Source organism: Amycolatopsis sp. NPDC098790 (genome assembly GCF_044759945.1).
Taxonomy (GTDB): Bacteria; Actinomycetota; Actinomycetes; order Mycobacteriales; family Pseudonocardiaceae; genus Amycolatopsis.
Map to the genome: position 1 here is coordinate 2,073,918 of NZ_JBIWAI010000001.1, position 12,596 is coordinate 2,086,513.

Sequence of the window (12,596 nt, forward strand, 5' to 3'; positions counted from 1 at the left end):
GTTCGTACCACTGCCGGTTCGACGTTCGGACCAGTGGGGCGCCCGGCAAGCGGGTGACAGACTGGGCGGATGGGCGTGATCCACATCGACGAAATCGACGACCCGCGCGTCGACGATTTCCGCGACCTGTCCACTGCGGACCGCCGTCCGGACCGCCCGGGCGGCAAGGGACTCGTCATCGCCGAGGGCACGGTCGTCGTGTCCCGGCTGCTGGCGTCGCGGTACCCGGTGCGGGCGCTGCTGGGCGTCGAACGGCGGTTCGCCGAGCTGGCGGACGACCTCGCCGGGCTCGACGTGCCGCAGTACGCCGCCTCCGCCGAGACGATGGCCGAGGTCGTCGGCTTCCACCTCAACCGCGGGGTCCTCGCCGTCGCGGACCGGCCGGCGCCGCTGACGGTTTCCGAAGTCGTCGGCGGCGCGAGCACGATCGCCGTGCTGGAAGGCGTCGGCGACCACGAAAACCTCGGCGCGCTCTTCCGCAACGCCGCCGCGCTCGGCGTCGGCGGCGTCCTGCTCGGCCCCGGCTGTTCGGATCCGCTGTACCGGCGCAGCGTGCGCGTGTCGATGGGTCACGTCCTGCGCGTGCCGTTCGGGCACCTCGCGGACTGGCCCGGCGGGCTCGACGACCTGCGGGCGCGCGGGTTCGCCGTCGCCGCGTTCACGCCGCGGCCGGGTTCGGTCCCGCTGCGCGAACTGCGTGCGCTCGCGCCCGGCCGGGTGGCCCTGCTGTTCGGCGCCGAAGGTCCGGGACTGACGGAAACGGCGCTGGCGGCGGCTGATCACGCCGTCCGGATACCCATGCCGGCCGGAGTCGACTCACTCAACATCGCCACGGCCGCGGCCGTGGCCTTCTACGAACTGGCGCGGGCCGACTAAGGTTCCGGTTCATGGAGCTGCGGATCCGCGGTGAGCGCGCCGTGCTGGCCGGACCGGGCGGGGAACAGGCGCGCGAAGTCGACCCGCACAAGCTCGCGATCGGCGCCGACCTGGCGCAGGCCCTGCACGAGTGGGCGCGCGTGGCGGCCGCGGTCTCGGCCGGGTCCGGGGCCGAAGCGGGCGCGGTCGTTTCGCAGCGCGGCCGTCAGCTGGCCGGCAGGCTCGCCTCGGTGATGGGCACGACCGTGCGGTTCGTGGACCCGGTGACGGGCGCCGACACGGTCGTCGAGCCGCCCCCGCGAGAGAGCGCGCCCGGCCGCAAGTTCGTCCGGACCGTGCTCGGTCCGCCCGGCCCGCCGGGGGAACCGACGCCGTGGTTCACCGGGCTGACGGTGTCGGCGTTCATCGCGGCCGTGGTCGTGGTGGCGATGCTGGCGCTGGCCTCGACGCTGGCGCGGGAGACGAGCGGCTGGCTGGCGCTGGTGGCGTCGGTCGTCGTGACCGCCGGGATCACGCCGTCGCTGTGGCTGATCCGCCGCACGCCGATCCTGCGGTGGGCCGCGTACGGCGCGGCCGGCGGTGTCGTGATCGCGTGGATCGGCGTGCTGGTCATCGCCTTCTGACGGCTAACCTGATCCGATGCGGCAGCTCGACGCGTTGCGGAAGTTGTGCCTGGCCCTGCCCGAGGCGACCGAGCGGCTGAGCCACGGCGCGCCCACCTGGTTCGTGCGCGGCAAGAAGTCCTTCGTCATGTTCCACGACGACCACCACGGCGACGGCAGGCTCGCGTTCTGGTGCCCGGCGCCGCCCGGGGCGCAGGAAGAGCTCGTGCGGACCGAGCCCGAGCGCTTCTTCCGGCCGGCCTACGTCGGGCACCGCGGGTGGCTGGGCGTGCGGCTGGACGTCGACGTCGACTGGGCCGAGGTCGACCGGATCGTGCGCGAGGCCTACCGCCAGGTCGCGCCGAAGACGCTCGCCGCGCGGGTGGACTAGCCGCGCTGCGAGCGGACCCCGAGCAGGACGTCCTCCCAGGACGGGACGATCGGGTGGTTCTTCTTGGCCTTCGGCCGCGGCTCGGCGTGGTCCTCTTCCGGGTCCGCCGGGACGCGCGGGATCTCGCGGGTGTCGTCGTCCGGGTCCGGCTCGGCGGCCGGCAGCTCGGCGTGGTCCTGCGGCGGCACCGAGTCCAGCGTCGGCTGGAACTCCGCCTCGCGGGCCGGTTCGAGGGCGCGGACCGTGCGGGGCGCGCGGTAGGCGTTCGGGTCGAGCAGGACCTCGGCGTTCTCGTCGAGCGCCATGACCGTGCCGCCGTGCGCCCCCGGCGAGAACGCCCAGTGCGCGCGGTTGTCCGACCGCCCGGCCTTCCAGCGCAGCACGACGACCCAGCGGCCGTCGTCGCCCTTCCACGAGTCCCAGGTGGCCTGCGAGTAGTCGTGCCCGCGGACACCGAAGCCGTACGCGACGACCTCGCCGAGCGTCTGCACGTCGGGACCGTCTTCGCGGACCGGGTGCGCGCTCTGCGCGAGCTCGGCGGTCCGGGACCGCTCGAGCAGGACGGGGTAGGCGTAGCGCTCGACGCGCTGCGTCGACACCCCGGCGCTCGCGGCGACCTGCTCGACGGACTCGCCGGCGCGGATGCGCTGCTGGATCTCGCGTGGCCGCATCTGGCTCTCCAACTCGATTTCGATCTGGCCGAGGCGGGTGATGTCACCCCGCGCCGCCGCGCGCAGTCGCTCATCAGCCGGGAGCAGGAAACGAGTACGGCTCGCCGGGTCTTCGAGCACGATGGACTTCCCGTCCTCGTGCAGCCCGACCACTCGCAGCGCCCGCATTGTTCTCGCCTCCCCGATCTTCTTCACCGTTGTGGGTGCCCACGTTAGAACGGCGCGTCGGCTTGACGTGCGAGGCGCGCCGAGTCCGTGTCGAACTGCCCACTGTTCACTTAGCGACTCCCGCATCATGGGTCACCCAGGTCAGCGGCTGCTGGGTGACACGCCGGACACGGTCAGTCACGATCGAGTGGATCAAGGTCGTGAGTGGGAAACAGTGTTCTAACCCTGTTCCACACTCACGAGGGCGGCAGGCGGACCGTCACGGTGAGCCCGCCACGCCGCCCGGGCTGGGCCTCGGCGTAACCCCCGTGCGCCGACGCCACCGAGCGCACGATCGACAACCCCAGCCCCGCGTTGCGCGTGTCGCCGGTCCGCTCCGAGCCCACCCGGCGGAACGGCTCGAACAGCGTCGGCACGGCCTCGGGCGGCACCACCGGCCCCGAGTTCCGCACCTCCAGGGCCGGATCGCCGCGGACTTCGACGTACACCCAGCCGCCGGCGGCGTTGTACGTGATCGCGTTGACCACCAGGTTGGTCACCAGCCGCTCGAGCAGCACCGGGTCGCCCGCCACCACGCGCGGCCGCAGGCGGGTCTCGACCGTCACGCCGGCCGCCTCCGCCGACGCCGCGGTCGCCCGGACCACCGCCGTCACGACGTCGTCGAGCCGGACCGGCGCCCGCGCCTGCAGGCCGCGGTCGCTGCGGGCCAGCACCAGCAGGCCCTCGATCATCCGTTCGCTGCGTTCGTTCGTGTGCAGCAGGTGCGTGCCGAGCTTCCGCAGCTCCGGCGCCGCTTCGGGGTCGGCCATCGCCACTTCGACGAGCGTCCGCTGCACGGCCAGGGGCGTCCGCAGCTCGTGGGACGCGTTCGCGACGAACCGCTTCTGGCTGTCGAACGACTCCGCGAGCCGGTCGAGCATGCCGTCGAACGTGTCCGCCAGCTCCTTCAGCTCGTCGGGCGGTCCCTCCAGGTTGATCCGGCGGTCGAGTTTGCCCGCTTCCAGCCGGCGCGCCGCCGACGTGATGTCGTGGAGGGGCCGCAGCGCGCGGCCCGCCATCAGCCAGCCGAACAGCACGGCCAGCGCGGCCGTCGCGACCAGCGCGATCGCCGAGCCGACGACCAGCGTGGACAGCGTCGAGGAGCGGTACTCGTCCAGCGACCCGCTGAGCAGCCGCACCGCGACGCCCGGGGAGCCGACGACCGTGTCGGCCTGGACGCCGTAGAGCGCGTCGGCCGAGCCGATCGTCGTCGAGGCGACCCGGGCGGGGTCCGGCAGCTCACTCTGCACCAGCAGGTAGTTGAGGACGACGAGGACCAGCCCGGCGAGCAGGAACAGCCCGCCGTACCAGGCCGTGAGCTTCGTCCGGACCGACAGCGGGTTCACGGCGTGCCGAACCGGTAGCCGGCGCCGGGCACGGTCTCGATCACCGGCGGGTCGCCGAGCTTGCGCCGCAACGTCATCACCGCGACGCGCACCGCGTTCGTGAACGGGTCGGCGTGCTCGTCCCACGCCTTCTCCAGCAGGTCTTCGGCGCTGACCACCGCGCCTTCGGCCCGCATGAGCACCTCCAGCACGGCGAACTCCTTCGGCGAGAGCAGCAGGAACCGGCCGTCGCGCGCGGCCTGGTGACGCGGCAGGTCGAGCACGACGCCGTCGCGCTCCAGCACCGGCGGCAACGCGGGCCGCGCGCGCCGCGACAGCGCCTGCACCCGGGCGACCAGCTCGGCGAAGGCGAACGGCTTCGTCAGGTAGTCGTCGGCGCCGAGGCCCAGGCCGGCGACGCGGTCGGTGACGTCGGCGGCCGCGGTCAGCATCAGCACCCGCGCCTCGCCGCCCGCCTGGACGACCGCGGCGCAGACGGCGTCGCCGTGCACCTTCGGCAGGTCGCGGTCGAGGACCACGACGTCGTAGCCGTGCACGCCCACGCGTTCCAGGGCTTGCTCGCCGTCGTAGCAGACGTCGACGGCCATCGAGAACCGCCGCAGCCCCTCCGCGACCGAGTCGGCCAGCAGCCGCTCGTCCTCCACCACCAGCACGCGCACCCGCCCAGTCTGCGCAGGAGGGCCATAAGGACCGCATAAGCGACGTCGCTTAGCGCGCCCGAATCCCCCGATCCGTAGACCTGGCACCCAACCGGAGGACGAAAGGAGCGAGCCATGCGGACACGGATCTTCGCCGCGGCGCTCGGGGCGGCGCTGCTGCTCGGGGGCTGCGGCGCGAAGGCCGACGACGGGTCGAAGGTCGCGTCGATCTCGACGCCGCCGAAGTCGGGCGGGCCGACGGCCGCCGACAACAGCGGCAAGAGCGACGAGGACAAGATGCGCGACTTCGCCAAGTGCATGCGCGAGCACGGCGTCGACATGCCCGACCCGAAACCGGCGGGCGACGGCAAGGGCATGGCGATCACCCTCGGCGGCGACGAGAAGGACCGGTCGAAGATCGACGCCGCGCAGAACGCGTGCAAGCACCTCATGCCCAACGGCGGCGAGATGAAGCCGCCGAGCGCCGAGGAGCTCGACAAGATGCGTCAGCAGGCCAAGTGCATGCGTGAGCACGGCATCGACATGCCGGATCCCGACCCGACCGGCAAGGGCGCGACGCGGATCGGCGGGCCGGGCGAAGACCCGAAGAAGTTCGAAGAGGCCGCGAAGGCGTGCGGCCTGGGCATGTCCGTGCACTCCGAGGCGGCGGGCAAGTGAGCGAAGTGACCCACCTCAAGCCGCGCCGTCGCGGCCGGACGCGCTGGTTCGTCGCCGGTGCCGTTCTCGTCGTGGTGCTGGGGACCAGCTCGGTCGTGGTCCTGACGCGGGTGTCGAGCGCGACGCCGGTGAAGGAGGCCGCGCCGCCCGCGGTCGAGACGGCCGAGGTCGTCAAGACCGACCTCAGCGAAGAGGAAGAAGCCGACGGCACGCTCGGGTACGGCGACGAGTCGAGCGTCCAGGGCCGCAAGCCCGGCACGATCACGTCGCTGCCCGTCGCCGGCGCCAAGATCACCCGCTGCCAGTCGGTGTACGGCGTGGACGCGAAGCCGGTGCCGCTGTTCTACGGAACGCTGCCCTTCTATCGCGACCTCGCGACCGGCGTGGACGACGGCGCCGACGTCAAGCAGCTGGAGGAGAACCTCAAGGCGTGCGGCTTCGGCGGGTTCGGCACGCCGGACAAGAAGTTCACCTCGGCGACGGCGGCCGCGCTGAAGAAGTGGCAGAAGTCGCTGGGGCTGGAGCAAACCGGCGCGTTCGGTCAGGGCGACGTCGTGCTCGCGGCGGGCGAAGTTCGCGTGTCGGCGTTGTCGGCCAAGCCCGGCTCGCCCGCCCAAGGCGAGGTGCTCAAGACGACCGGGACCGTCCGGTCGGTGCAGGTGAAGCTGGACGCGGCGAAGCAGGATCTCGCGCAGCAGGGCGCGAAAGCGTCCGTGACGATCAACGGGAAGACGACCACCGGCACGATCACCGACGTCGGGCGGACCGCCGTCGAGGGCAAGGACGCCGCCGGCCAGGACGACGGCAAGCCCAAGATCACCGTGACCGTCGGGCTGGACGACCCGACGTCGGGCGGCACGCTCGACTCGGCGCCGGCGACCGTCCGCTTCACCAAGGACGTCCACGCCGGCGTGCTGGCGGTCCCCGTCGGTGCGTTGCTCGCGCTCGCCGAGGGCGGATATGCCGTCGAGGTCGACCAAAACGGGCAGCGCCGGCTCATCGGTGTCCAAACGGGACTGTTCAGTGGCGGCAAGGTCGAGGTCACCGGCGACGGGCTCACCGCGGGCATGCGGGTGGTGACGACGTCGTGACGCCCGTGCTGCGCGTCCACGAGGTCACGCGCACCTACCCCGGCGGGGTCGCCGCGCTCGACGGCGTCTCGCTGTCGCTGGAGAACAGCGAGATGGTGGCGATCGTCGGGCCGTCCGGGTCCGGGAAGTCGACCCTGCTGCACCTGATGGGCACGCTCGACCGGCCGTCGTCGGGGCGCGTCGAGCTGCACGGCCACGACGTCGCCGCGCTGCCGGACCGGAAGGTCTCCGCGCTGCGGTCGCGCTGGATCGGGTTCGTGTTCCAGCAGTTCTTCCTCGACGAAGGGATGAGTGCGGTGGACAACGTGTGCACCGGCCTGCTCTACGCGGGGGTGCCGCGGCGACGGCGGCGCGACCGGGCGCTGGCCGCGCTCGACCGCGTCAAGCTGGGGCACCGGGCGTGGCACCGGCCGGGGGAGCTGTCGGGCGGGGAACGCCAGCGCGTCGCGATCGCGCGGGCCGTGGTGAACGAGCCGTCGATCCTGCTGGCCGACGAGCCGACCGGCAACCTCGACACCGGTACCGGCGCGTCCGTGCTGTCGTTGCTCGGCGAGCTGTCTGCGGACGGCACCACGATCGTCGTCATCACCCACGACCGCGAGATCGCGGCGGGCATGCCGCGCCGGATCGAGCTGCTCGACGGGCACCTGCGCCTCGACACCGGCCTGGTGGGTGCGCGGTGACCGCGGTGCTGCTGCCGGAGCCGGCCCGGCTCAAGCCGCCGGACGTCGTCGCGCTGGGCGCGCACGGCATGCGGACGCGGCCGGTCCGCGCGGTGCTTTCCGCGCTGGGCATCGCGATCGGCGTCGCGGCGATGGTCGCGGTGCTGGCGATCCCGGCGTCCGGCGGGCAGGCCCTGCACGACCGGCTGGCCGCGCTCGGCACGAACCTGCTCACCGCCGGGCCGGGCCAGACGCTGTTCGGCGACGACGCGACGCTGCCCGACGACGCCGTCCCGATGGCCAAGCGGATCGGGCCGGTCCAGGCGGCCAGCGGCACCGGGACGACGTCGGCGAGCGTGCGGCGCAGCGACAAGATCGCGCCGGACGACACGTCCGGGCTCGCGGTCTACGCGGCGAAGCCGGATCTGCTGGGCGTGCTCGGCGGGAAGGTGCGGGTCGGTGCCTTTCTCGCGGCGGGCAACCAGAACTACCCGGTGACGGTGCTCGGTTCCCAGGCGGCGGCCCGCCTCGGCATCGACCGCATCGACCCCGCGCGGCCGCCGCAGGTGCTCATCGGGACGCAGTGGTTCACGGTGGTCGGGATCCTTTCGCCGATGCCACTGGCGCCGGAGATCGAGCGGTCGGCACTGGTCGGCTGGGACGTCGCGAAGCGGCTGCTGGAGTTCGACGGCCATCCGTCCACTGTGTACGTCCGTGCGGAGGAGTCCCAAGTGGATGGTGTGCGGTCGGTGCTGGGCGCGACGCTGAACCCGCAGGCGCCCAACGAGGTCGAGGTGCGCCGCCCGTCGGACGCGCTCGCCGCGCAGAAGCTCACGGACACGACGTACAGCGCGTTGTTCCTGGGGCTGGGCGGGGTGGCGTTGCTGGTCGGCGGGGTCGGGGTGGCGAACACGATGGTGATTTCGGTGCTGGAGAGGCGAAGGGAGATCGGCCTGCGCCGCGCGCTGGGGGCGACGAAGCGGCAGATCCGCTGGCAGTTCCTGGCGGAGTCGGTGTTGTTGTCGGGGCTCGGCGGGCTGGCGGGGGTGCTGGCCGGGGTGCTGGTGACGGCGGGGTACGCGCTGAGCCAGGGGTGGCCGGCGGTGCTGCCGTGGGCGACGCTGGCGGGAGGTGTCGGAGTGGCGGCACTGGTGGGCGCGATCGCGGGCGCGTACCCGGCAATGCGGGCGGCCCGGCTGGCACCCACGCAGGCCCTGGCCTGAGGGCGGCACTTTCCCTACGAAAGTGGACCGGAGTCCGCACTCCGGGTCGCTTTCACGTGAAAGCTCGCACCTGGGCCCCGAGCTTTCACGTGAAAGCTCGCACGTGCACTTTCGTAGGGAAAGTGCCGCCTCCGCTACCTCCGAGGGTGCGCAGCGCGAAGACCGCACGCAGGGAGAACCACCTCCTTCGCCCGCCGGGTTGAATGATCCGTGAACCCGAGCGAAGGGGGGGCGGCCGTGGTGCGGGTCGAGGCGAACCGGCGTGACTTCCTCCGCTGGCTGGCAGCCGCCGGCGCGGGGCTCGCCACCGCGGGGATCGCCCCCGCCGTCTTCGCCCGGGAGGCCGCCGCGGCCGGTTCGGATGTCGTCGTCGTTCTCGGGGCCACCCTCATCGACGGGACCGATGGCCCGCCGCTGCCGGACGCCGCCGTCGTGCTCGTCGGCGACCGGATCGCCTGGACCGGCCCCGCCGCGCACCTGCCGTCCCCGGCCGGCGTCCGGACCGTCGACGGCCGGGGCCGGTACCTCGTGCCCGGCCTCTGGGACCTGCACACGCACGGCCTCGACCTCGAGACGGTCTTCCCGCCGCTGTACCTGGCCAACGGCGTCACCGGCATCCGCGAGATGTGGGGCTACGCCGAAAACCGCGCGACGCGCGACAAGATCGCCCGCGGGGAGCTGGCCGGCCCCCGGGTCGTCATGGGCAGCTCGATCGTCGACGGTCCCGTCTCCATGCTGGAACCGCCGGTGACGCGGGTGACGACGGCGGCCGAGGCGCGCGCCGCCGTGCGGACCGCGCTCGCCGAGGGCGCCGACTTCGTCAAGGTGTACTCCTACCTGGGCGCGGAGGCCTTCACGGCGATCGCCGACGAGTGCCGCCGGGCCGGGCTGCCGTTCGCCGGGCACTGGCCGTACCGCGTCCCGCAACCGGCCGCGAGCGACGCCGGCCAGCACAGCTTGGAGCACCTCTTCGGCGTCCCGCTCTACACGTCGGCGCACCGGGACGAGTTCGTCCGGACGCTGGCCGCGACACCGTTCGACCCGGCGGACCCGCGCGCGTTCTTCGTGACGGCCCGGGAGCTGGACCGGCGCGCGACCGAGGCGTACAGCCCGTGGCGCGCCCAGGAGTTCTTCGCCCGCCTCGCCGGCAACGGAACCCGGCTGACCCCGACGATGGTCGTCAACAAGGTGATGTGCTCGCCCGCCGACACCTACGCGCACGACCCGCGGCTGAAGTACATCCCGGGGGACGTCCGGGACAACTGGGCCGAGCAGGTGCGGATCCGCACGCCGGTCACGCCCGAGGAGGTCGCGCGGCAGGACGTCTACTTCCACGCGCAGGTGGAGCTGGCCGGCGCGGCGCACCGGGCGGGCGTCGCCCTCCTCGCCGGCACGGACTGCCTGAACCCGTACGTCTTCCCCGGCTTCAGCCTGCACGACGAGCTGGCGCACCTGGTCGACGCGGGCCTGTCGCCGCGGCGGGCGCTGCAGGTGGCCACGCGGGACGCGGCCGCGTTCCTCGGCCGGTCCGCGACCGCGGGCACGATCACCCCGGGCAAGGTGGCCGACCTGGTGCTCCTCGACGCGAACCCCTTGGCCGACATCGGGGCGGTCCGGCGGATCGACACGGTCGTGGCGGCCGGGCGGGTGTACGGCCGCGCGGCGCTGGACCGCATGCTGGCCGGCGTCGAAGCCGCGACGAGCGCGGGCGCGAACGCCAGGTCAGTGGGCTTGCCGGTGCGCAGCTGCTGCTGAGCGCCCGGTAATCTCGGCCGGTCGGAGACCTGGGTTCGAGGGGGCGCGTTGACTGGGCGGAAGCTGGCGTGGTCGCTCGCGGTGCTCGAAATCGCCGCCGTCGTCCTGGTCCTGGTCCTCAAGCGGTTCGACGGTCTCGACCTCGAGGTCTACCTCGGCGGGGCCAAAGCGCTGGCCGAGCAGGGCTCGCCGTACGACGCGTGGGTGCCGACCACGCACCAGATCCTGCTGCCGTTCACCTACACGCCGTTCGCCGCGGCCGCGTTCTGGCCGGGCACGCTGCTGCCCTTCGCCGTCACGATTAAGCTGGTCAGCATCGCGTCGATCGTCGCGACCGGGGTCGTCGCCTACCTCTACGTCGCGACGCTCAACGGCTCGCTCACCGACGCCACGAAGGTCAACGGCCGGGCGGTCGCCGCCCTGGTCGCGATCGGCGCGCAGCTCGCCGGGGCCCTGCTGGAGCCGGTGCGCTCGACGCTCGGCTTCGGCCAGATCAACGCGCTGCTCATGGTCCTGGTCGTCCTCGACGTCCTGCTCCCCGGCGACCGCCGTCGGACGAAGGGCCTGCTCATCGGCGTGGCGGCGGCGATCAAGCTGACGCCGGCCGTCTTCGTCGTCTACTTCCTCTTCCGCCGCGACTTCCGCTCGGCCGCGCGCGTGGTCGGCGGGTTCGTCGCGGCGGGGGCGCTGCTGTGGCTGATCCGGCCGTCGGCGTCGGTCACGTACTGGACGAAGCTGGTCTTCGACGCGGGCCGCATCGGCGGCGTCGACTACGTCGGCAACCAGTCGCTGAAGGGCCTGGTGACGCGGATCGGGCTGCCCGAAACCGCGGGCAACGTCGTGTGGCTGCTGGCCGCCGTCGCCGTGATGGCCGTGGTCGCGGTGGTCATCGTGCGGGCCGCGGAACCCGTGCTCGCGCTCACCGCGTGCGCGCTCGGCGGGCTGCTGGTGTCGCCGATCTCGTGGACCCACCACTGGACGTGGTGCGTGCCGGTCCTGGTGCTGGCCGGGTACTACGGCGTCCGCGCGTGGCGGACCGACCGCGTCGTGACGTGGTGGTCCGGCGCCGTCGTGGTCGCGGGCCTGGCGCTGTTCATCGTCGGCCCGATGTGGTTCGCGCCGCGCCCGGCGCCGTCGCTGGGCTGGTGGCTGGCGACGGAGTCCTACGAGCTGTTCGGCCTGCTCCTGCTGGTGCTCGCCGCGATCGCCGCGCCCCGGCTGCGCACGAAGAAGGGGGCCCTCCCCGCCGTGGCGGAAAAGGCCCCCTCCGAGGCTCCTCAGGTCAGCTGAGGCGCTCGACCACGTACTCGACGGCCTGCGTCAGCTTGGTGACGTCGTCCGGGTCGATGGCCGGGAACAGGCCGACGCGCAGCTGGTTGCGGCCCAGCTTGCGGTACGGCTCGGTGTCGACGATCCCGTTGGCGCGCAGCACCTTCGCCACCGCGGCGGCGTCCACGTCGTCGGTGAAGTCGACCGTGCCGACGACCTGCGAGCGCAGGTCCGGGTCCTTCACGAACGGCGTCGTGTAGCTCGTCTTCTCGGCCCACTCGTACAGCCGCGACGACGAGTCCTTCGTGCGCGAGGTCGTCCAGGCCAGGCCGCCCTGGCCGTTCATCCACTCGATCTGCTCGGCGAGCAGGAACAGCGTGGCGACGGCGGGGGTGTTGTACGTCTGGTCCTTGCGGGAGTTGTCCAGCGCGGTGGTCAGCGACAGGAACTCGGGGATCCAGCGGTCGCTCCCGCCGATCTCGCCGATCCGCTCGACGGCGGCCGGGGAGGCCAGCGCGATCCAGAGGCCACCGTCCGCGGCGAACGACTTCTGCGGCGCGAAGTAGTAGACGTCGAAGTCCTCGGCCTTGACCGGCAGCCCGCCGGCGCCGGAGGTGGCGTCGATCGCGACGAGCGCGTCGCCGCTGCCTTCGGGGCGGCGCACCGGGACGGCCACACCGGTGGACGTCTCGTTGTGCGCCCAGCCGACGAGGTCCGCGCCGGCTTCGTAGGCGATGTCGGGCGCGCTGCCCGGCTCGGCCTTGACGACGATCGGGTCGGCCAGGAACGGCGCGCCCTTGGTCACGGTCGCGAACTTCGAGGAGAACTCGCCGTAGGTGAAGTGCTGCGCGCGCTCGCGGACCAGGCCGAAGGCGGCCGCGTCCCAGAACGCCGTGGTGCCGCCGTTGCCGAGGATCACCTCGTAGCCCTCGGGCAGGGAGAACAGCTCGGACAGGCCCGCCCGCACGCGCCCGACGAGGGACTTGACCGGCTTCTGCCGGTGCGACGTGCCGAGGTAGGTGGAGCCGGACTCCGCCAGTGCGCTCAGCTGCTCGGCGCGGACCTTCGACGGTCCGCAGCCGAACCGGCCGTCGGCCGGCTTGAGGTCTGCGGGGATGGTCAACTCAGCGTCGGTCATGTGGCCAGTCTCTCAGGTCGGGATGCGGCTGGTGAAGGTGGTGTTGAGG

Annotated in this window: 13 protein-coding genes; 9 read left to right on the plus strand and 4 right to left on the minus strand. The window is 72.8% G+C overall.

Annotation, left to right across the window (positions count from 1 at the left end):
• Positions 1–69 precede the first annotated feature (69 nt).
• Genes ACIQWX_RS10405 through ACIQWX_RS10415 form a run of 3 tightly spaced genes read left to right on the plus strand, consistent with a single transcriptional unit; the run spans position 70 to position 1,869 of the window.
• The gene (locus ACIQWX_RS10405; protein WP_400867970.1) at positions 70–876 is read left to right on the plus strand and encodes a TrmH family RNA methyltransferase; all 807 of its coding nucleotides are present in this window, start codon (positions 70–72) and stop codon (positions 874–876) included.
• Positions 877–887: 11 nt separating this feature from the next.
• The gene (locus ACIQWX_RS10410) at positions 888–1,499 is read left to right on the plus strand and encodes a DUF2537 domain-containing protein (RefSeq protein ID WP_400867972.1); all 612 of its coding nucleotides are present in this window, start codon (positions 888–890) and stop codon (positions 1,497–1,499) included.
• A gap of 16 nt (positions 1,500–1,515) precedes the next feature.
• Entirely contained in the window at positions 1,516–1,869 is a 354-nt protein-coding gene (locus ACIQWX_RS10415) for an MmcQ/YjbR family DNA-binding protein (RefSeq protein ID WP_400867974.1), read from the plus strand.
• Here ACIQWX_RS10415 and sepH read toward each other — a convergent pair.
• The 3 genes from sepH to ACIQWX_RS10430 all read right to left on the minus strand — a co-directional run bounded on the left by sepH (position 1,866) and on the right by ACIQWX_RS10430 (position 4,752).
• Positions 1,866–2,708, minus strand: a complete 843-nt coding sequence (gene sepH, locus ACIQWX_RS10420) for a septation protein SepH (RefSeq protein WP_400867976.1) — start codon at positions 2,706–2,708, stop codon at positions 1,866–1,868. The two genes, ACIQWX_RS10415 and sepH, sit on opposite strands and share 4 nt — an antisense overlap.
• Before the next feature lie 236 nt (positions 2,709–2,944).
• Complete coding sequence (locus ACIQWX_RS10425) at positions 2,945–4,093, minus strand: sensor histidine kinase (RefSeq protein WP_400867978.1); 1,149 nt, start codon at positions 4,091–4,093, stop codon at positions 2,945–2,947.
• Entirely contained in the window at positions 4,090–4,752 is a 663-nt protein-coding gene (locus ACIQWX_RS10430) for a response regulator transcription factor (RefSeq protein ID WP_400867980.1), read from the minus strand. Before ACIQWX_RS10430 ends, ACIQWX_RS10425 begins: the two co-directional genes overlap by 4 nt.
• A 114-nt stretch (positions 4,753–4,866) precedes the next feature.
• Between ACIQWX_RS10430 and ACIQWX_RS10435 the strand changes: the two genes are divergently transcribed.
• The 6 genes from ACIQWX_RS10435 (at position 4,867) to ACIQWX_RS10460 (ending at position 11,430) form a co-directional block, all read left to right on the plus strand.
• Positions 4,867–5,409: a hypothetical protein gene (locus tag ACIQWX_RS10435; protein WP_400867982.1), complete on the plus strand. Its 543-nt coding sequence runs from the start codon at positions 4,867–4,869 to the stop codon at positions 5,407–5,409.
• Positions 5,406–6,500: a peptidoglycan-binding protein gene (locus ACIQWX_RS10440; protein ID WP_400867984.1), complete on the plus strand. Its 1,095-nt coding sequence runs from the start codon at positions 5,406–5,408 to the stop codon at positions 6,498–6,500. The genes ACIQWX_RS10435 and ACIQWX_RS10440 overlap by 4 nt, the downstream gene beginning before the upstream one ends.
• Entirely contained in the window at positions 6,497–7,183 is a 687-nt protein-coding gene (locus ACIQWX_RS10445) for an ABC transporter ATP-binding protein (protein WP_400867986.1), read from the plus strand. The genes ACIQWX_RS10440 and ACIQWX_RS10445 overlap by 4 nt, the downstream gene beginning before the upstream one ends.
• A complete protein-coding gene (locus ACIQWX_RS10450) occupies positions 7,180–8,385 on the plus strand; it encodes an ABC transporter permease (RefSeq protein WP_400867988.1) in 1,206 nt (401 codons plus the stop codon). Before ACIQWX_RS10445 ends, ACIQWX_RS10450 begins: the two co-directional genes overlap by 4 nt.
• 237 nt (positions 8,386–8,622) lie before the next feature.
• Complete coding sequence (locus ACIQWX_RS10455; RefSeq protein ID WP_400867990.1) at positions 8,623–10,140, plus strand: amidohydrolase family protein; 1,518 nt, start codon at positions 8,623–8,625, stop codon at positions 10,138–10,140.
• A 48-nt stretch (positions 10,141–10,188) separates the two neighbouring features.
• Positions 10,189–11,430 (plus strand): glycosyltransferase 87 family protein, encoded by a 1,242-nt coding sequence (locus tag ACIQWX_RS10460; RefSeq protein WP_400867992.1) that lies wholly within the window; start codon positions 10,189–10,191, stop codon positions 11,428–11,430.
• Here the strand turns inward: ACIQWX_RS10460 and serC are convergent.
• Positions 11,423–12,547: a phosphoserine transaminase gene (serC, locus tag ACIQWX_RS10465; RefSeq protein ID WP_400867994.1), complete on the minus strand. Its 1,125-nt coding sequence runs from the start codon at positions 12,545–12,547 to the stop codon at positions 11,423–11,425. The two genes, ACIQWX_RS10460 and serC, sit on opposite strands and share 8 nt — an antisense overlap.
• Positions 12,548–12,596: the final 49 nt, after the last annotated feature.